Below are 19,771 nucleotides of genomic sequence, written 5' to 3'. Positions count from 1 at the left end.
CGATGCCGTTTCAAGCGCTTCTGTAAGTAGTTGTCGCTTTGAAGAAATATCGGCTTTCGGGCTGTCGTTAAAATGCCACTCACTCGCTCGTGGTCTGCGACCTTGGTCGAAACCTGCGCGGCTCGCGTTGTACCCATTCGCATATCGGGCAGCTGTTACCTCCTGCCTCGTATTGCCCCGTACCGATGGAGTTACCTGATGAAGAAGCTTGCACTGCTTGGCGCCCTGGCGCTGTCCGTGTTTTCCCTGGTGTCGCAGGCCGATGAAAAACCGCTGAAAATCGGTATCGAGGCCGCCTACCCACCCTTCGCCTTCAAGCAACCCGACGGTAGCATCGCCGGTTTCGACTACGACATCGGTAACGCCCTGTGCGAAGAAATGAAAGCCAAGTGCACCTGGGTCGAGCAGGAGTTCGACGGCCTGATCCCAGCGCTGAAAGTGCGCAAGATCGACGCCATCCTGTCGTCCATGTCGATCACCGAAGACCGCAAGAAGTCGGTGGACTTCACCAAGCGCTACTACCTGACCCCAGCTCGCCTGGTGATGAAGGAAGGCACCACCGTCAGCGACAGCCTGGATGAGCTCAAAGGCAAGAAAATCGGTGTGCAGCGTGGCTCGATCCACGACCGCTTCGCCAAGGAAGTCCTGGCTCCGAAGGGCGCCACCGTCGTGCCTTACGGTACCCAGAACGAAATCTACCTGGATGTCGCCGCTGGCCGCCTGGATGGCACCGTCGCCGACGCCACCTTGCTGGAAGACGGCTTCCTGAAGACCGATGCTGGCAAGGGCTTCGCCTTCGTCGGCCCATCGTTTACCGATGTGAAGTACTTTGGTGATGGCGTCGGCATCGCCGTGCGCAAGGGCGACAAGGCCAACGCCGATCGGATCAACGCCGCCATCGACGCTATCCGGGCCAATGGCAAATACAAACAAATTGAAGCCAAGTACTTCAACTTCGACATCTACGGTCCAGACTCGAAGTAAGACGTCGGGTTTCACCTGTGCAATGGTGCAAACAGCAGAGGCTCTGAGGTTTGCACCATTTTTATTTCTCTAGGTCGAGGACCTCATCATGTTGAAAGGCTACGGGGCAGTCATCCTCGACGGGGCGTGGCTGACGCTGCAGCTCGCCCTGTCGTCGATGGCCCTGGCCATCGTGCTCGGTCTGATCGGTGTGGCGCTGCGCTTGTCGCCGGTGCGCTGGTTGGCCTGGCTGGGTGACATGTACGCCACGGTGATCCGTGGTATTCCGGATCTGGTGCTGATCCTGCTGATCTTCTATGGCGGTCAGGACATCATCAACCGCGTGGCACCGCTGCTTGGCTACGACGATTACATCGATCTGAACCCGCTGGTCGCCGGTATCGGCACGCTGGGCTTCATTTTCGGGGCGTACCTCTCGGAAACTTTCCGTGGCGCCTTCCTCGGTATTCCCAAGGGCCAGGCCGAAGCCGGCGTGGCCTATGGCATGAGCAATCGCCAGGTCTTCTTCCGCATCCTGGTGCCGCAGATGATCCGGCTGGCGATTCCCGGTTTCACCAACAACTGGTTGGTGTTGACCAAGGCGACGGCGCTGATTTCGGTGGTCGGCCTACAAGACATGATGTTCAAGGCCAAGCAGGCTGCCGATGCCACCCGTGAACCTTTCACCTTCTTCCTGGCGGTGGCGGCGTTGTACCTGGTGATCACCAGTGTCTCGCTGCTGGCCCTGCGGTATCTCGAGAAACGCTACTCGGTAGGCGTCAAGGTGGCTGAACTATGATCTTCGACTACAACGTGGTCTGGGAGGCGATGCCGCTGTACTTCGGTGGATTGCTGACCACCCTGAAACTGCTGGCGCTGTCGCTGTTGTTCGGCCTGCTGGCGGCCATCCCGCTGGGCTTGATGCGGGTCTCCAAGCAGCCGTTGGTGAATGTCGTGGCTTGGCTGTACACCTATGTGATCCGCGGCACGCCGATGCTGGTGCAGCTGTTCCTGATCTACTACGGCCTGGCGCAGTTCGAGGCGGTGCGGGAGAGTATCTTCTGGCCATGGCTGTCGAGCGCGACGTTCTGTGCGTGCCTGGCCTTTGCCATCAACACCAGCGCCTATACCGCCGAGATCATCGCCGGTAGCCTCAAGGCCACGCCCCATGGCGAGATCGAGGCTGCCAAGGCGGTGGGCATGTCGCGCATGAAGATGTATCGACGCATCCTGCTGCCCTCGGCCCTGCGCCGTGCGCTGCCGCAGTACAGCAACGAGGTGATCATGATGCTGCAGACCACCAGTCTTGCCTCCATCGTGACCCTGATCGACATCACCGGTGCCGCGCGCACGGTCAATGCCCAGTACTACCTGCCTTTCGAGGCCTACATCACGGCGGGCGTGTTCTACCTGTGCCTGACCTTCATCCTGGTGCGCCTGTTCAAGATGGCCGAACGCCGCTGGCTCGGCTACCTGGCGCCGCGCAAGCACTGATCGCTCTGTGAGAACCGAAAGCATGTACAAATTAGAAGTCCAAGACCTGCACAAGCGCTACGGCAGCCATGAAGTGCTCAAGGGTGTGTCCCTGGCGGCCAAGGCAGGCGATGTGATCAGCATCATCGGCTCCAGTGGCTCGGGTAAGTCGACCTTCCTGCGCTGCATCAACCTGCTCGAGCAGCCCCATGCCGGCAAGATCCTGCTCAACAACGAAGAGCTGAAGATGGTCGCTGGCAAGGATGGCGCGCTGAAGGCTGCCGATCCGCGCCAACTGCAGCGCATGCGTTCGCGGTTGTCGATGGTGTTCCAGCATTTCAACCTGTGGTCGCACATGACTGCGCTGGAGAACGTCATCGAGGCGCCGGTGCATGTGCTTGGGGTGAGCAAGAAAGAAGCCCTTGAAAAAGCCGAGCACTACCTGGCCAAGGTGGGTGTTGCCCATCGCAAGGATGCCTTCCCAGGCCATATGTCCGGTGGTGAGCAGCAGCGCGTGGCGATTGCCCGTGCCTTGGCAATGGAGCCCGAGGTGATGCTGTTCGACGAGCCGACATCGGCGTTGGACCCGGAGCTGGTGGGCGACGTGCTCAAGGTGATGCAGGCCTTGGCCCAGGAAGGCCGCACCATGGTGGTGGTGACTCACGAAATGGGCTTCGCCCGCGAGGTGTCCAACCAGCTGGTGTTCCTGCACAAGGGGCTGGTGGAGGAGACAGGTTGCCCGCGTGAAGTGCTGGCCAACCCGAAATCGGAGCGCCTGCAGCAGTTTCTCTCCGGCAGCCTGAAGTAAAGGCTGCACCTTTGCACCAGAATAGGGCATGCTGCGCGGCAAGCGCAGCCTGACCCGGCGCCACAGACTCGAAGAACCTCAGGTTTCGGACCGTACCCTATGACCACCCAGCGAATCGGTTTTCTCATCTGGCCCAGCACCAAGCCCCTGACTTTGGCGCTGGCCGAGGACGTGTTGCAGGTGGCGCAGCGGGTGCATCCGGATGTGGTGTATGAGACGGTCTTCCTGCAGGCGGAGCCGGCCCCGGAGGGCGCCTGGCGCCTTCCTGGCGAGCCTTGGAGCGGTCGACTCGAAGGTTGCCACAAGCTGTTCCTGCTGGCGGACGAGCCGCCGCAGGCCGTGGGCTCTGCCTTGTCGTCCGCGCTCAAGCAGCTGGCGCGCAGCGGTTGCATGATGGGCGGATTGTCCGCCGGGGTGTATCCGATGGCCCAGCTTGGGCTGCTCGATGGTTACCGTGCGGCGGTGCACTGGCGTTGGCAGGATGATTTCGCCGAGCGTTTTCCCAAGGTGATCGCCACCAGCCATCTGTTCGATTGGGATCGCGATCGCCTTACAGCCTGCGGTGGCATGGCGGTGACCGACCTGCTGCTGGCGGTGCTGGCGCGTGACCATGGTGCGGAGCTCGCCGGGGCTGTGTCCGAAGAGCTGGTCGTCGAGCGCATCCGCGAGGGTGGTGAGCGCCAGCGTATTCCGTTGCAGAATCGCCTGGGCTCCAGTCATCCCAAGCTGACTCAGGCGGTGGTGTTGATGGAGGCCAATATCGAGGAGCCGCTGACCACCGACGAGATCGCCCAGTATGTGTGCGTTTCGCGCCGGCAGTTGGAGCGGATCTTCAAGCAGTATCTCAACCGGGTACCTAGCCAGTATTACCTGGAGCTGCGCCTGAACAAGGCGCGGCAGATGCTGATGCAGACCAGCAAGTCGATCATCCAGATCGGCCTGTCCTGCGGGTTCTCGTCGGGCCCGCATTTCTCCAGCGCCTATCGAAATTTCTTTGGTGCCACTCCGCGCGAAGACCGCAATCAGCGGCGTAGCAGCAGCCCGTTCGAGCTGAGTTCGGCGCCTGCCGAAAAAGGCTGAATTTTTCTGGGGTGGGGCGCATGCCTTGGGTTTGAGGGGGCGTGAATCGAGCGTCGCCCGCGCGGCGCATCGCGAGCAAGGCTCGCTCCTACGCTTGTTTCGGGCCCATCATGCCTGTGGGATTTGCGCGCAACCGCTTGGGTGCACGGCGCGATATTGGATTGTACAAACAAGGCGGTCGCGCGCGTCTGGCACAGACATAATTGGCCGGAAACAAGTGTAGGAGCGAGCCTTGCTCGCGATGCGCCGCGCGGGCGGCGCTCGATTTCGGCCGCACTGCAAAAACCAACCCCGTTCACCCAGCCCATCTCTACCGTTACACTGCGCGATTGCGACAGTGTTTGTCGCATTGCCGAAAACCTTGCTGAAACAAGGTTTAGCGCTGTAACAAGTTGTCGCTTGGCCGCAAGGACAGGCGCGGATCAGTCCTTACAATCCCCCCCATCGCTCGCCACTTCCAGGCCAGCGTTCCTCTTCAGGAGACTCAGATGTCCGTTGAGCAAGCCCCGGTGCAACGTGCCGATTTCGACCAGGTCATGGTTCCCAACTATTCTCCGGCGGCCTTCATTCCTGTGCGAGGCGAGGGTTCCCGAGTCTGGGATCAATCGGGCCGCGAGTTGATCGACTTCGCCGGCGGTATCGCCGTCAACGCCCTGGGGCATTGCCACCCGGCGCTGGTCAAGGCGCTGACCGAGCAAGCCAACACCCTCTGGCACGTTTCCAACGTCTTCACCAATGAGCCGGCGCTGCGCCTGGCCCACAAGCTGGTGGACGCGACCTTCGCCGAGCGTGCTTTCTTCTGCAACTCCGGCGCCGAGTCCAACGAGGCTGCCTTCAAGCTGGCCCGTCGTGTCGCCCATGACCGCTTCGGCCCGGAGAAGCACGAAATCATCGCCACCGTGAACAGCTTCCACGGTCGCACCCTGTTCACTGTCAGCGTCGGTGGCCAGCCCAAGTACTCCGACGGTTTCGGCCCGAAGATCACCGGCATCAGCCATGTGCCGTACAACGATCTGGAAGCGCTCAAGGCGCAGATCTCCGACAAGACCTGTGCGGTGGTGATCGAGCCGATCCAGGGCGAGAGCGGCGTGGTTCCGGCCGACAAGGCCTACCTCGAAGGCGCGCGCAAACTGTGCGATGAGCACAACGCCTTGCTGATCTTCGACGAAGTGCAGACGGGCGTTGGCCGCACCGGCTCGCTGTACGCCTATCAGCACTACGGCGTGACGCCGGATATCCTGACCAGCGCCAAGAGCCTGGGCGGCGGTTTCCCGATCGGCGCCATGCTGACCACCAGCGAACTCGCCAAGCACCTGGCCGTCGGCACCCATGGCACCACGTATGGCGGCAACCCGCTGGCTTGTGCAGTGGCCTGCGCCGTGCTCGATGTGGTCAACACGCCGCAAACCCTGAATGGCGTCAAGGCCAAGCACGAACGCTTCAAGTCCCGCCTGGAGCAGATCGGCCAGCAATACGGCCTGTTCTCCAAGGTGCGTGGTGTCGGCCTGTTGATTGGCTGCGTACTGACCGAGGCCTGGAAAGGCAAGGCCAAGGACGTGCTCAACGCCGCCGAGAAAGAAGGCGTGATGGTGCTGCAAGCTGGCCCGGATGTGGTGCGCTTCGCCCCGAGCCTGGTGGTTGAAGATGCCGACATCGATGAAGGCCTGAACCGCTTCGAGCGCGCCGTGGCGCAACTGACCAAGGGCTGATCGGCCGACGGTCGCTTCGCTGGCCCCGCTGTTCGGCCAGCGATACCTGAATTCCAGAGCGGGTGTGCGCTTGCAAGCGCGATTGCGCACCTGCCGTTTTTTCGCGCCGTCGTGAACGGCCCGTTTTCCCAAAGGAGTGACACCATGCTGGTGATGCGCCCCGCGCAAATGGCTGATCTCAACGAAGTGCAGCGCATGGCTGCCGACAGCCCCATTGGTGTCACTTCGCTGCCGGATGATACCGCCCGCCTGGGCGACAAGATCGCTGCGTCCGAGACGTCGTTTGCCGCTGAAGTCAGCTTCAATGGCGAAGAGAGCTACTTCTTCGTGCTCGAGGACAGCGCCACCGGCAAGTTGGCCGGTTGCTCCGCGATCGTCGCGTCGGCCGGGTACTCCGAGCCGTTCTACAGCTTCCGCAACGAAACCTTCGTGCATGCCTCTCGCGAACTGAAGATCCACAACAAGATCCATGTACTGTCGTTGTGCCATGACCTGACTGGCAACAGCCTGCTGACTAGCTTCTATGTCTTGCCAGAGCTGGTTAACAGTGCCTGGGCAGAACTTAACTCGCGAGGACGGTTGTTGTTCATGGCGTCGCACCCCGAGCGTTTCGCCGATTCGGTGGTCACCGAGATCGTCGGCTACAGCGACGAACAGGGCGAGTCGCCGTTCTGGGACGCCATCGGCCGCAACTTCTTCGACCTCAACTACGCCGAGGCCGAGCGCCTTTGCGGCCTGAAGAGCCGGACCTTCCTCGCCGAACTGATGCCGCACTACCCGATCTACGTGCCCCTGCTGCCCGATGAGGCCCAGGAGGCCATGGGGCAGGTACACCCGCGTGCGCAGATCACCTTCGACATCCTCATGCGTGAAGGCTTCGAGACCGAGCACTACATCGACATCTTCGATGGCGGGCCGACCTTGCATGCACGCACCTCCGGCATCCGTTCCATCGCCCAGAGCCGTGTAGTGCCGGTCAAGCTCGACGATGCGCCGATCAAGGGCGGGCGTCCGTACCTGGTGTGCAACGGCCTGTTGCAGGACTACCGTGCGGTGTTGCTGGAGCTGGACTGGGTGCCGGGCAAGCCGGTCAGCCTGACTGCCGAAGCGGCCGACGCCTTGGGTGTTGGTGAGGGCGCCAGCGTGCGTCTGGTTGCCGTTTGAGGCCTTCGCTTTAAAGAGTTTCGCGGTGGCGCAGGCTGCTGCACAAGGAGATAGCATGATCGTTCGTCCTGTACGCAGCAGCGATTTACCCGCGCTGATCGAGTTGGCTCGCAGTACCGGCACCACTGGCCTGACCACCCTGCCGGCCAATGAAGAGCGCCTTGGGCATCGTGTAGGCTGGGCCGAAAAAAGCTTCCGCGGCGAAGCCGAGCGCGGTGATACCGATTACCTGTTCGTACTGGAGAACGACGAAGGCCTGGTGGTAGGCATCAGTGCCATCGCCGGAGCCGTGGGGTTGCGTGAGCCCTGGTACAACTACCGGGTCGGCCTGACGGTCAGCGCCTCCCAGGAACTGAACATCTACCGGGAGATTCCCACGCTGTTCCTGGCCAACGACCTGACCGGCAACTCCGAGTTGTGTTCGTTGTTCCTGCGGGGGGACTACCGTTCCGGCCTCAATGGTCGCCTGCTGTCGCGGGCACGCATGCTGTTCATCGCGGAGTTCCCGGAACTGTTCGGCAACAAGATCATCGCCGAAATGCGCGGTATGTCCGACGAACACGGTCGTTCGCCGTTCTGGGAAAGCCTCGGACGCCACTTCTTCAAGATGGAGTTCAGCCAGGCGGACTACCTGACGGGTGTCGGCAACAAGTCGTTCATCGCTGAGCTGATGCCCAAGTTCCCGCTGTATACCTGCTTCCTGTCCGAGGCGGCGCGCGCCGTGATCGGCCGCGTGCACACCGACACCGAGCCGGCGCTGGCCATGCTCAAGCAGGAAGGTTTCAACTACCAGGGTTATGTCGACATCTTCGACGCAGGTCCCGCCATCGAATGCGAAACCTCGAAGATTCGCGCCGTGCGCGAAAGTCAGACGCTGGTGCTGGCCGTCGGTACGCCGGGTGACGATGCCACCCCCTACATCATTCACAACCGCAAGCGCGAAGACTGCCGTATCACGGCAGCGCCAGCGCGCTTGGCGGCGGGCACCCTGGTGGTCGACCCGCTGACCGCCAAGCGCCTGCGCATGGGTGCCGGTGACAACGTTCGTGCCGTGCCGCTATCGGCAAGCCGGGAGGCCAAGTAAATGACCACGCATTACATCGCCGGCCAGTGGCAGGCTGGCCAGGGTGAAGCCCTGCAATCGCTGAACCCGGTCACCCAGGCCGTGATCTGGCAAGGGCGGGGCGCAGACGCCAGTCAGGTGGGCGCCGCCGTGCAGGCCGCTCGCCAGGCATTCCCAGCCTGGGCCCAACTGAGCCTCGAAGCGCGTATCGATGTGCTGGAGAAGTTCGCCGAGCAGCTCAAGCAGCACGCCGAGGCGCTGGCCCACTGCATCGGTGAGGAAACCGGCAAACCGCTGTGGGAGTCGGCCACCGAAGTCACCAGCATGATCAACAAAGTCGCGATCTCGGTGCAGAGCTACCGCGAGCGTACGGGCGAGAAAAGCGGCCCTTTGGCGGACGCCACTGCCGTGCTGCGACACAAGCCCCATGGCGTGGTCGCTGTGTTCGGCCCTTACAACTTCCCGGGCCACCTGCCTAACGGGCATATCGTCCCGGCACTGCTGGCAGGTAACTGCGTGGTGTTCAAGCCCAGCGAGCTGACGCCCAAGGTCGCTGAACTGACCGTCAACTGCTGGATTGCCGCTGGTCTGCCAGCCGGTGTGTTGAACCTGGTGCAAGGGGCGCGGGAGACGGGCGTGGCGCTGGCGGCCAACCCAGGTATCGATGGTCTGTTCTTCACCGGTTCCAGTCGCACCGGCAACCTCTTGCACCAGCAATTCGCCGGGCGTCCGGACAAGATCCTGGCCCTGGAAATGGGGGGCAACAACCCGTTGGTGGTGGACGAGGTCAAGGACCTCGACGCCGCGGTGTACACCATCATCCAGTCGGCGTTTATCTCGGCTGGCCAGCGCTGCACGTGCGCCCGGCGTCTACTGGTGCCGCAAGGGGCCTGGGGCGATAGGCTGCTTGCCCGGTTGGTCGAGGTGTGCAAGGGCATCAGTGTCGGCGCCTTCGACCAGCAGCCGGCGCCGTTCATGGGGTCGGTGATTTCTCTGCAGGCCGCTCGCGCGCTGCTTGCGGCTCAGGCCGAATTGCTTGGCAAAGGTGCCACCAGCCTGCTGGAAATGACCCAGCCACGCGCCGAGGCCGCGCTGCTGACGCCGGGCATCGTCGATGTCACGACCGTGGCTGAGCGTCCGGACGAAGAATTCTTCGGCCCGCTGCTGCAGGTAATCCGCTACGCCGATTTCGATGCTGCCATCGATGAGGCCAACAACACCCAGTACGGCCTTGCCGCCGGATTGTTGTCCGACTCCCATGCCCGTTACCAGTATTTCTGGCTGCGTAGCCGGGCCGGTATCGTCAACTGGAACAAGCAGCTGACCGGGGCCGCCAGCAGCGCGCCGTTCGGAGGGGTGGGTGCCAGTGGCAACCACCGCGCCAGTGCCTATTACGCAGCCGACTACTGCGCTTACCCCGTGGCTTCGCTGGAGACCGCCAGCCTTGCCTTGCCGGCGACATTGACGCCGGGCGTCACTCTATAACAACAGGTCACGGAGCCTAGCCGATGAAATCCTATGAAGTGAATTTTGATGGCCTGGTGGGGCCAACCCACAACTATGGCGGCCTGTCTTACGGCAACGTGGCTTCGCAGAGCAACAGCCAGCAGACGTCCAACCCGCGTGAGGCGGCGCGTCAGGGCCTGGCCAAGATGAAGGCCCTGGCCGACATGGGCTTCAAGCAAGGCGTGCTGGCGCCGCAGGAGCGTCCGGATGTGGCCGCGCTGCGCCGTCTGGGCTTCTCTGGCAGTGATGCCGAGGTCATCCAGCGTGCAGCCAAAGAAGCCATGCCGCTGTTGGTGGCCAGTTGCTCGGCGTCGAGCATGTGGGTGGCCAACGCTGCCACCGTGAGTCCCAGTGCCGACACGGCCGATGGCCGCGTGCACTTCACGGCTGCCAACCTCAACTGCAAATACCATCGCAGCATCGAGCACCCGACCACCAGTCGCGTACTCGCGGCGATGTTCGCTGATGACAAGCACTTCGTCCACCACGCGGCGCTGCCTGCGGTCGCGCAGTTCGGTGACGAAGGCGCGGCCAACCACACGCGCTTCTGCCGCAACTATGGTGAGGCCGGTGTCGAGTTCTTCGTCTATGGTCGCAGCGCGTTCGACAGCCGCTACCCGGCGCCGCAGAAGTACCCCGCGCGCCAGACCCTGGAAGCCTCGCAGGCCGTGGCCCGCCTGCATGGCCTGAGTGACGATGGTGTGGTCTACGCTCAACAGAACCCAGCGGTGATCGACCAGGGCGTGTTCCACAACGATGTGATTTCGGTGGGCAATGGCGAGGTGCTGTTCTATCACGAGGATGCGTTCCTGGAGACGGGCGCGGTGCTTGGCCAACTGCAGGCTAAACTGGCCAACAAGGGCGGTAACTTCCAGGGCATCTGCGTACCTCGGGCACAGGTGACGGTCGAGGACGCAGTGCGCTCCTACCTGTTCAACAGCCAGTTGCTCAGCCGTGACGATGGTTCGATGCTGCTGGTGGTGCCCGAAGAGTGCCGTAACAACGAGCGCGTCTGGGCGTACCTGAACCAGTTGACCAGCCAGGGCGGCCCGGTGAAGGAGGTCAAGGTGTTCGACCTCAAGCAGAGCATGCAGAACGGCGGTGGGCCAGCTTGCCTGCGTCTGCGCGTGGCATTGAAGGAATCGGAGCTGGCGGCGGTCAATCCAGGCGTTATCATGACCGCCCCGCTGTACGACACGCTGGTACAGTGGGTCGACAAGCACTACCGCGACCGCCTCGGCGAAGCGGACCTTGCCGACCCGCAACTGCTGGTCGAATGCCGTACCGCGCTGGATGAGTTGACCCAGATCCTTAAGTTGGGCTCGGTCTATCCGTTCCAACGCCAACCTTGAAGAGAGAATTTGCAATGACCGACGCCCTGCGCCTGATCCTGGAAGACGACGACGGCACCCAGCTGGAAACCTCCTGCACCCGTTTTGCCGTGGTCTGGCAAGGCAAGGAAGTGTGGATCCAGCAGGACGGCCGCGGCCAGTTGCTGATCGGTGTGGACGTCGAGGAAGACGACACCGAGTACGCCAACCTCTTGCTGCGCCCGATGGCCACCAACCTGGTCAGCCTGCAGCTTGAAATGGAGCCGGCCGAAATCGGTGACGACGACCACGTGCACGGTCCGGATTGCGGCCACCACCACTAAGGAAGCGCCTATGCTCGCCCTCGGTAAATTGCTTGACCTGACCCTGGCCGATCACGAACCGGCCGAGAAGACGCAAGTAACGGTCGGGGGCGTGCGTTTGCGTTGGCTGGGGGAGGGCGCGCTCGAGGTGCGTCCGCCCGAGGCGCAGGACAAGCAACTTGACTTGCTGCTGTCGGCCGGGATTCATGGCAACGAGACCGCGCCGATCGAGTTGCTGGAAAAACTGCTGCACGGCATCGCCAGTGGCAAGATCAAGCCGCAGGTGCGCATTCTCTTCCTGTTCGGCAACCCGGAAGCGATCCGCCGGGGCGAGCGCTTCGTCGAGCAGGATATCAATCGCCTGTTCAACGGCCGTCACGAGCTTTCCAGCGGCGATGAAGCGCTGCGTGCGGCAGAGCTCGAGCAGTTTGCCCGGGTGTTCTTCAGCCTGCCGGGGCGTGCCCGCCTGCACTACGACCTGCATACTGCGATCCGCGGTTCGAAGATCGAGCAGTTCGCGCTTTATCCGTTCAAGGAGGGGCGCAAGCATTCACGTCGTGAGCTGGCCCGGCTGGCGGCCGCAGGCATGGAGGCGGTGCTGCTGCAAAGCAAGTCGTCGATCACCTTCAGTGCCTTTACCTACGAGCAGCTGGAGGCGGAAGCCTTCACGCTGGAGCTGGGCAAGGCCCGTCCGTTTGGCCAGAACGAGCAGGTCAATCTGAGTCGCCTGGAAGCTCGCCTGGTCCAAATCATCGAAGGCACCGAGCCCGAGACCCAGGACGCCCTCGATGGCTTGAAACTGTTCAGCGTGTCCCGCGAGATCATCAAGCACAGTGATAGCTTCCACCTGCACCTGCCGGCGGACATCGAGAACTTCTCCGAGCTAAGCAAGGGCTACCTGCTGGCCGAAGACCTGGCCGAGACGCGCTGGGTGGTCGAGGAGGAGGGGGCGCGGATCATCTTCCCTAATCCGAAGGTCAAGAATGGCCTGCGGGCGGGAATCCTGATCGTGCCGGACTCGGGCCAGCATCTGGTTTGAGGCCGGCGCCACCTGCTCTCATTCCCTGTGCGAGCAGGTTTGCCCGTGGGGCAGGCGGCACGGCTAGCCGATCCCACGGGTCATGAAACACTTTTAATTCACCGCCTGTTCCATTTTCCCTCCCTGTAAGCGGTAATTGGCTTGCCAGTAGCGAAACGCAGGATTTAGCATCCGGCCATGTCGTTTCCAATGCATTAGCCCGAAAAACCGTCCAAACGACGGTTTCTATCGTATAAACACACTGCATCGAGACTGCAGGACCGATATAATGCGGCCCTTTGCCGTCGTTTCGTCGACGCGTTTGCCCCAAGGGCCGCCGTTTCCGTGGAAGAACCTATGAAAAGCGCAGAAATCCGTGAAGCCTTCCTTCGCTTCTTCGAAGAGCAGGGACACACCCGAGTTGCCTCCAGCTCCCTGATTCCGGGCAATGACCCGACCCTGCTGTTTACCAACGCCGGTATGAACCAGTTCAAGGACTGCTTCCTCGGCCAGGAAAAGCGCGCCTACACCCGTGCGGTCAGCAGCCAGAAGTGCGTGCGCGCCGGCGGCAAGCACAACGACCTGGAAAACGTCGGTTACACCGCGCGTCACCACACCTTCTTCGAGATGCTGGGCAACTTCAGCTTCGGCGACTACTTCAAGCGCGATGCCATCACCTTCGCCTGGACCTTCCTGACCTCCGAGAAGTGGCTGAACCTGCCGAAGGAAAAGCTCTGGGTCACTGTCTACGCCAGCGACGACGAAGCCTACGACATCTGGACCAAGGAAGTCGGCGTGCCGGCCGAGCGCATGGTTCGCATCGGTGACAACAAAGGCGCCCCCTACGCTTCCGACAACTTCTGGACCATGGGCGACACTGGCCCGTGCGGCCCGTGCACCGAAATCTTCTACGACCACGGCCCGGACATCTGGGGTGGCCCACCCGGTTCCCCGGAGGAAGACGGCGACCGTTACATCGAGATCTGGAACAACGTCTTCATGCAGTTCAACCGCACCGCCGATGGCGTACTGCACCCGCTGCCAGCACCGTCGGTCGACACCGGCATGGGCCTGGAGCGTATCAGTGCGGTCATGCAGCACGTGCACTCGAACTACGAGATCGACCTGTTCCAGAACCTGCTGGCGGCCGCGGCCAAGGCCATCGGTTGCAGCAACGATGCGCAGGCGTCGCTTAAGGTGGTCGCCGACCACATCCGTTCCTGCGGCTTCCTGATTGCCGACGGCGTGCTGCCATCCAACGAAGGCCGTGGCTACGTGCTACGCCGCATCATTCGTCGCGCCTGCCGCCACGGTAACAAGCTGGGCGCCAAGGGCAGCTTCTTCTATCAGATCGTCGCCGCACTGGTGGCCGAGATGGGCGAGGCGTTCCCCGAGCTCAAGACCCAGCAGGCGCACATCGAGCGCGTGCTCAAGGCTGAAGAAGAACAGTTCGCCAAGACCCTGGAGCAAGGGTTGCGCATCCTCGAGCAGGATCTGGCCCAACTCAAGGGTAACGTGGTTCCGGGCGACGTGGTGTTCAAGCTGTACGACACCTATGGCTTCCCCATGGACCTGACCGGCGACATCGCACGTGAGCGCGAGCTGACCATCGACGAAGCTGGCTTCGAGCGCGAAATGGAGGCCCAGCGTGAGCGTGCCCGCTCCGCCAGCGCCTTCGGCATGGACTACAACAGCTTGGTCAAGGTCGACACCGCCACCGAGTTCCTTGGCTACGAGGCCACCGAAGGGCAGGGCAAGGTCATCGCACTGTACAAGGACGGCCAGGCCGTCGAGCAGTTGGCCGAAGGTGAGCAGGGCGTGGTGATTCTGGACCGTACCCCGTTCTACGCCGAATCCGGTGGCCAGGTCGGTGACACCGGCTACCTGCAGGCCGGTGGCGTGCGCTTCGACGTGCGTGATACTACCAAGACCGGTGGTGCGTTCCTGCACCATGGCGTGGTTGCCAGCGGTAATCTGAGCGTCGGCGCTGCTGTGGCGGCCAAGGTCGATGCCGATGTGCAGCACGCAACCTCGCTGAACCACTCGGCTACCCACCTGCTGCACGAAGCGCTGCGCCAGGTGCTGGGCGATCATGTGCAGCAGAAAGGCTCGCTGGTCGACAGCCAGCGCCTGCGTTTTGACTTCAGCCACTTCGAAGCGGTGAAGCCGGAGCAGATCAAGGCCCTGGAAGACATCGTCAACCGCGAAGTGCGCAAGAACACCGCGGTGGAAACCGAGCTGACCGATATCGAAACCGCCAAGCGCAAGGGCGCCATGGCCCTGTTCGGCGAGAAGTACGGCGATACCGTGCGCGTGCTGAGCATGGGTGGCGATTTCTCGGTCGAGCTGTGCGGCGGTATCCACGCCAAGCGCACCGGCGATATCAGTCTGTTCAAGATCATCAGCGAAGGCGGCGTGGCCTCGGGCGTGCGCCGCATCGAAGCGGTCACCGGCGAAGCAGCGCTGGCTTACCTGAACGCTGCCGAAGAGCAGGTAAAGGAAGCCGCGCAACTGGTCAAAGGTAACCGCGACAACCTGATCGACAAGCTGTCGGCTGTGCTCGAGCGCAACCGTCAGCTGGAAAAGCAGCTGGAGCAGCTGCAGGCCAAGGCCGCCAGCGCCGCCGGGGACGATCTCTCCAACGCGGCTGTTGAGGTCAAGGGCGCCAAGGTGCTCGCCGCCCGCCTGGACGGGCAGGATGGCAAGGCCTTGCTGACCCTGGTCGATCAGTTGAAGAACAAGCTCGGCCACGCAGTGATCCTGCTGGGCAGCGAGCATGAGGGCAAGGTCGTGCTGGTGGCCGGCGTGACCAAGGACCTCTCCAGCCAACTCAAGGCTGGCGACCTGATGAAACAAGCCGCTGCGGCAGTGGGTGGCAAGGGCGGTGGCCGTCCGGACATGGCACAGGGTGGCGGCGTCGACGTCGCGGCACTGGACCAGGCCCTGGCGCTGGCCGTGCCATTCGCAGAGCAGGGACTTTGAGATGCGGGGGCGGCTGGTCTAGTCGGCCGCCCCTGCATGTTGGATGGTTTTTTTGGGGCCCTGTATGGGCTGAGGCACCATTGAAATGGCGTTGATCGTACAGAAATTTGGCGGCACCTCTGTCGGTTCCATCGAGCGGATCGAGCAGGTAGCCGAAAAGGTCAAGAAACACCGTGAGGCGGGCGATGACCTGGTGGTTGTGCTCTCGGCCATGAGTGGTGAAACCAATCGCCTGATCGACCTGGCCAAGCAGATCACCGATCAGCCGGTTCCGCGTGAGCTGGACGTGATCGTGTCGACCGGCGAGCAGGTCACCATTGCCTTGCTGACCATGGCCTTGATCAAGCGTGGTGTGCCAGCGGTGTCCTACACCGGCAACCAGGTGCGTATCCTCACCGACAGTGCGCACAACAAGGCGCGCATCCTGCAGATCGACGACCAGAAGATTCGCGCCGACCTCAAGGAAGGGCGTGTAGTGGTGGTCGCGGGCTTCCAGGGCGTCGACGAGCACGGCAACATCACCACCCTCGGCCGTGGTGGCTCCGACACCACCGGCGTAGCCCTGGCGGCTGCCCTGAAGGCTGACGAGTGCCAGATCTACACCGATGTCGATGGTGTCTACACCACCGACCCGCGCGTCGTGCCGCAGGCCCAGCGCCTGGAGAAGATCACCTTCGAAGAGATGCTGGAAATGGCCAGCCTCGGTTCCAAGGTGCTGCAGATTCGTTCGGTGGAGTTCGCCGGCAAGTACAACGTTCCGCTGCGCGTGCTGCACAGCTTCAAGGAGGGTCCAGGTACCCTCATTACCATTGATGAAGAGGAATCCATGGAACAGCCGATCATTTCCGGTATCGCCTTCAACCGTGATGAGGCCAAGCTGACCATCCGCGGCGTGCCGGATACCCCGGGCGTTGCCTTCAAGATCCTCGGCCCGATCAGCGCTTCGAACATCGAAGTCGACATGATCGTGCAGAACGTCTCGCACGATAACACCACCGACTTCACCTTCACCGTACACCGCAATGAGTACGAGAAGGCCCATAGCGTGCTGGAAAACACCGCTCGCGAAATCGGTGCCCGTGAAGTGATCGGCGACACCAAGATCGCCAAGGTCTCGATCGTCGGCGTTGGCATGCGCTCGCACGCAGGCGTCGCCAGCCGCATGTTCGAAGCCCTGGCAAAAGAGAGCATCAACATCCAGATGATCTCCACTTCCGAAATCAAGGTTTCGGTGGTGATCGAAGAGAAGTACCTGGAGCTGGCCGTTCGCGCGCTGCACACCGCGTTCGAGCTCGACGCTCCTGCCCGACAGGGCGAGTAAGGCGCTGCCTGGAGGGGCGCGGCTTGCCGCGCCCTTCGCGTTTCTGAGCGTTGAGCAGCCCCTGTTCTGCCTGCGCAGCGCTCAACCAAAGGCCGTGTCGCATGTCCTCGAACCGGCCTTGATACCAATGACTGTTATCCCTGAATGTTTTGCGTAAGGAGAAAGCTATGTTGATTCTGACTCGTCGGTGCGCCGAGAGCCTGATCATTGGAGACGGCGAGATCACCGTGACGGTGCTCGGCGTCAAAGGAAACCAGGTGCGTATCGGCGTCAGCGCCCCTAAAGAAGTGGCCGTTCACCGCGAAGAAATCTACCTGCGGATCAAGAAAGAGAAGGACGAGGAGCCAAGCCTTTAATTTTTTTGAAGTTTTTTCAAAAAAAAGGGTTGCAAACGAGGAAGAGCCTGTTTAATATTCGCCTCGTGTTGCGGTGAGGTGGCCGAGTGGCCGAAGGCGCTCCCCTGCTAAGGGAGTATACCTCATAAGGGTATCGGGGGTTCGAATCCCCCCTTCACCGCCATTATTCGCTTAGGGCGCTGTAGCTGATCAGGCTTCAGCCAGATCGTTCAGCGACCTAGCATGCGCAGCAAGACACGGACTCATAGCTCAGCTGGATAGAGTACTCGGCTACGAACCGAGCGGTCGGAGGTTCGAATCCTCCTGAGTCCGCCATTTTTGAAGTGGCTTTGTGTGTCAGGGTGACTTCAATCAACCAGTGGTAACCTGGTCTAAAACTACCATCTACGGACTCATAGCTCAGCTGGATAGAGTACTCGGCTACGAACCGAGCGGTCGGAGGTTCGAATCCTCCTGAGTCCGCCACTTTTGAAGTGGCTTTGCTTGCCAAGGCGGCTTCAGTCAACCAGTGGTAATCTGGTCTAAAACTACCATCTACGGACTCATAGCTCAGCTGGATAGAGTACTCGGCTACGAACCGAGCGGTCGGAGGTTCGAATCCTCCTGAGTCCGCCACTTTTGAAGTGGCTTTGTTTACCAAAGCGGCTTCAGTCAACCAGTGGTAATCTGGTCTAAAACTACCATCACGGACTCATAGCTCAGCTGGATAGAGTACTCGGCTACGAACCGAGCGGTCGGAGGTTCGAATCCTCCTGAGTCCGCCATACATCAAGAAGCCCGCTCAAATCGAGCGGGCTTTTTGTTTTTCGTTGTCGCTGAATTGTCAGCAATGTGCAACTAAGCTTTCGGGTAAGGGTCGGCTTGCCGGCGATGGGTTGCGCAGCAGCCCAGTCCCTTCACGAACTGAAAGCCTACAGGCGCATGATAAATGTGCTTTTAACGTCAGAGCAGCCGTCGCACTGATAGCTTCGAGCGTTGTCCTAGCTTTATCGCGCAAACGATTGTTCTGGCCAAAAATTTAAGCGATCTGACAGCTTAGGCAGTGTATGATTGCGCCCGTCAGCCCCGCCGGGGCTTGTGGAATACCACCATGGACTTACCCAGTAGTTACTCCTTAAGAAGATTCATACAGAAAGATCTGACCGATTGATTCTCCCGGCGTGCTCCGCTGCTGGGAGTGGAGTTCGCCTATGACTGAAGTAGAAGTAAAAAAAGGCCAAGAGAGCCTGCAGGATCGCCTGGCCCAGGTGGTCGAGCTGCTGCAGCGCCAACGAGTGGTCGAAGACCTGACGCACCGCCAGGAAGGTCACCACCATGACCTGGTGGAAAACCTCGTCCACCGTCAGAACCTGGTTGAGCTGCAACGCAAGCTCGACGACCTGCACCCTGCCGACATTGCATACATCCTCGAAGCATTGCCACTGGAAGACCGTCTGACGGTTTGGCAGCTGGTGCGCTCGGATCGCGATGGCGACATTCTTCTTGAAGTCTCCGACGCCGTGCGGCAAACCCTGATCGCCGATATGGACGATCACGAGCTGTTGGCTGCCGCCAAGGAGATGGATGCCGACGAGCTGGCCGACCTGGCCCCAGAGTTGCCGCGAGACGTCATTCACGAGCTCATGGAAAGCCTCGATGCCCAGCAGCGTGAGCGCGTACGCTCGGCACTGAGCTACGACGAAGAGCAGGTCGGCGCGCTGATGGACTTCGAGATGGTCACCATCCGCGAAGACGTCAGCCTGGAAGTGGTGCTGCGTTACCTGCGCCGGCTCAAGGAGCTGCCGAACCACACGGACAAGCTGTTCGTGGTCGACTATGACGGCAAACTCAAAGGCGTATTGCCCATCAAGCGTCTTTTGGTCAACGACCCGGAGAAAAAGGTGGCGGAGGTCATGGCGACTGACCCCGTGTCCTTCAACCCTGAGGAAGACGCCTACGACGCGGCCCAGGCTTTCGAACGTTACGATTTGGTTTCCGCTCCGGTGGTGGACAAGAGCGACCGTTTGATCGGTCGTCTGACCATTGACGAGATGGTCGACCTGATCCGTGAGGAGAGCGAAAGCGAAGTGCTGAACATGGCCGGTCTGCGCGAAGAGGAAGATATCTTCGCCTCGGTCTGGCGCTCGCTGCGCAACCGCTGGGCTTGGTTGGCGATCAACCTGATCACGGCGTTTCTGGCGTCCCGCGTGATCGGTCTGTTCGAAGGCTCGATTGAAAAGCTGGTTGCGCTGGCGGCGCTGATGCCGATCGTGGCAGGCATTGGCGGTAACTCCGGTAACCAGACCATCACCATGATCGTGCGGGCCATGGCGCTCGATCAGGTGTCTCCGGGCAACACCGCGCGCTTGATGCGCAAGGAATTGGCGGTCTCTCTGCTCAATGGCCTGATCTGGGGCGGCGTGATCGGGGCGGTTGCCTTCTGGCTATATGGCAGTTGGTCGCTGGGGTTGGTGATGACCGCGGCAATGACCCTGAACCTGTTACTGGCAGCGCTGATGGGGGTGTTGATCCCGATGACCCTGACCCGTCTGGGGCGCGACCCTGCCATGGGCTCTAGCGTGATGATCACTGCGGTAACCGACAGTGGTGGCTTCTTCATTTTCCTGGGATTGGCAACGCTGTTCCTGATGTAGGAAGGGGTTGCCGATGGGCTGATTTAGGCAGCCCATGGCGACGCAAAAAAAAGCCAGCTTAC

The 19,771-nt window shown here is 61.4% G+C and carries 16 protein-coding genes and 5 tRNA genes; all 21 read left to right on the top strand.

Annotated elements, in window-relative coordinates; genetic code table 11:
* Positions 1 to 198 precede the first annotated feature (198 nt).
* The 21 genes from VXM67_RS19730 (at position 199) to mgtE (ending at position 19,709) form a co-directional block, all read left to right on the top strand.
* The gene (locus VXM67_RS19730) at positions 199 to 984 is read left to right on the top strand and encodes an ABC transporter substrate-binding protein (protein ID WP_023381599.1); all 786 of its coding nucleotides are present in this window, start codon (positions 199 to 201) and stop codon (positions 982 to 984) included.
* Between the two features lie 88 nt (positions 985 to 1,072).
* Entirely contained in the window at positions 1,073 to 1,762 is a 690-nt protein-coding gene (locus VXM67_RS19725) for an ABC transporter permease (protein WP_023381598.1), read from the top strand.
* Positions 1,759 to 2,457 carry an ABC transporter permease gene (locus VXM67_RS19720; RefSeq protein WP_023381597.1) on the top strand — a complete coding sequence of 233 codons (699 nt, stop codon included), beginning with the start codon at positions 1,759 to 1,761 and terminating at the stop codon, positions 2,455 to 2,457. The genes VXM67_RS19725 and VXM67_RS19720 overlap by 4 nt, the downstream gene beginning before the upstream one ends.
* A gap of 22 nt (positions 2,458 to 2,479) precedes the next feature.
* Positions 2,480 to 3,244, top strand: coding sequence for an ABC transporter ATP-binding protein (locus tag VXM67_RS19715; protein ID WP_023381596.1), 765 nt, complete (start codon positions 2,480 to 2,482; stop codon positions 3,242 to 3,244).
* Between the two features lie 99 nt (positions 3,245 to 3,343).
* Complete coding sequence (gene argR / locus VXM67_RS19710; protein ID WP_367237334.1) at positions 3,344 to 4,324, top strand: transcriptional regulator ArgR; 981 nt, start codon at positions 3,344 to 3,346, stop codon at positions 4,322 to 4,324.
* A 488-nt stretch (positions 4,325 to 4,812) separates the two neighbouring features.
* Positions 4,813 to 6,033, top strand: coding sequence for an acetylornithine transaminase (locus VXM67_RS19705; RefSeq protein ID WP_023381594.1), 1,221 nt, complete (start codon positions 4,813 to 4,815; stop codon positions 6,031 to 6,033).
* A gap of 144 nt (positions 6,034 to 6,177) precedes the next feature.
* Positions 6,178 to 7,197, top strand: a complete 1,020-nt coding sequence (aruF, locus tag VXM67_RS19700; RefSeq protein ID WP_023381593.1) for an arginine/ornithine succinyltransferase subunit alpha — start codon at positions 6,178 to 6,180, stop codon at positions 7,195 to 7,197.
* Between the two features lie 55 nt (positions 7,198 to 7,252).
* A complete protein-coding gene (gene astA, locus VXM67_RS19695; protein WP_023381592.1) occupies positions 7,253 to 8,281 on the top strand; it encodes an arginine N-succinyltransferase in 1,029 nt (342 codons plus the stop codon).
* Positions 8,282 to 9,745, top strand: coding sequence for a succinylglutamate-semialdehyde dehydrogenase (gene astD, locus VXM67_RS19690; protein ID WP_023381591.1), 1,464 nt, complete (start codon positions 8,282 to 8,284; stop codon positions 9,743 to 9,745).
* 23 nt (positions 9,746 to 9,768) lie between these two features.
* The gene (gene astB, locus VXM67_RS19685) at positions 9,769 to 11,118 is read left to right on the top strand and encodes an N-succinylarginine dihydrolase (protein WP_287168341.1); all 1,350 of its coding nucleotides are present in this window, start codon (positions 9,769 to 9,771) and stop codon (positions 11,116 to 11,118) included.
* 14 nt (positions 11,119 to 11,132) lie between these two features.
* Positions 11,133 to 11,420: a hypothetical protein gene (locus VXM67_RS19680; protein ID WP_023381589.1), complete on the top strand. Its 288-nt coding sequence runs from the start codon at positions 11,133 to 11,135 to the stop codon at positions 11,418 to 11,420.
* Positions 11,421 to 11,430: 10 nt separating this feature from the next.
* Complete coding sequence (gene astE, locus VXM67_RS19675; protein ID WP_023381588.1) at positions 11,431 to 12,438, top strand: succinylglutamate desuccinylase; 1,008 nt, start codon at positions 11,431 to 11,433, stop codon at positions 12,436 to 12,438.
* A 336-nt stretch (positions 12,439 to 12,774) separates the two neighbouring features.
* On the top strand, positions 12,775 to 15,399 hold the full coding sequence (gene alaS / locus VXM67_RS19670; RefSeq protein ID WP_023381587.1) for an alanine--tRNA ligase: 2,625 nt from the start codon (positions 12,775 to 12,777) through the stop codon (positions 15,397 to 15,399).
* 85 nt (positions 15,400 to 15,484) lie between these two features.
* Positions 15,485 to 16,720 (top strand): aspartate kinase, encoded by a 1,236-nt coding sequence (locus tag VXM67_RS19665; RefSeq protein WP_023381586.1) that lies wholly within the window; start codon positions 15,485 to 15,487, stop codon positions 16,718 to 16,720.
* Positions 16,721 to 16,887: 167 nt separating this feature from the next.
* Positions 16,888 to 17,076 carry a carbon storage regulator CsrA gene (csrA, locus tag VXM67_RS19660; RefSeq protein ID WP_003254503.1) on the top strand — a complete coding sequence of 63 codons (189 nt, stop codon included), beginning with the start codon at positions 16,888 to 16,890 and terminating at the stop codon, positions 17,074 to 17,076.
* A gap of 72 nt (positions 17,077 to 17,148) precedes the next feature.
* Positions 17,149 to 17,239, top strand: a tRNA-Ser gene (locus tag VXM67_RS19655).
* Between the two features lie 75 nt (positions 17,240 to 17,314).
* A tRNA-Arg gene (locus VXM67_RS19650) sits at positions 17,315 to 17,391 on the top strand.
* Positions 17,392 to 17,464: 73 nt separating this feature from the next.
* A tRNA-Arg gene (locus tag VXM67_RS19645) sits at positions 17,465 to 17,541 on the top strand.
* 73 nt (positions 17,542 to 17,614) lie between these two features.
* Positions 17,615 to 17,691: transfer RNA gene (locus VXM67_RS19640), tRNA-Arg, on the top strand.
* A 72-nt stretch (positions 17,692 to 17,763) separates the two neighbouring features.
* A tRNA-Arg gene (locus VXM67_RS19635) sits at positions 17,764 to 17,840 on the top strand.
* A 426-nt stretch (positions 17,841 to 18,266) separates the two neighbouring features.
* On the top strand, positions 18,267 to 19,709 hold the full coding sequence (mgtE, locus tag VXM67_RS19630) for a magnesium transporter (RefSeq protein ID WP_023381585.1): 1,443 nt from the start codon (positions 18,267 to 18,269) through the stop codon (positions 19,707 to 19,709).
* Positions 19,710 to 19,771 lie beyond the last annotated feature (62 nt).

Origin of the sequence: Pseudomonas sp. Rh2 (assembly GCF_040762985.1) — a bacterium.
GTDB classification, from domain to species: Bacteria; Pseudomonadota; Gammaproteobacteria; order Pseudomonadales; family Pseudomonadaceae; genus Aquipseudomonas; species Aquipseudomonas taiwanensis.
The sequence above is the reverse complement of the archived record's forward strand: the minus strand, read 5'-3'. Positions and strand labels throughout refer to the sequence as shown.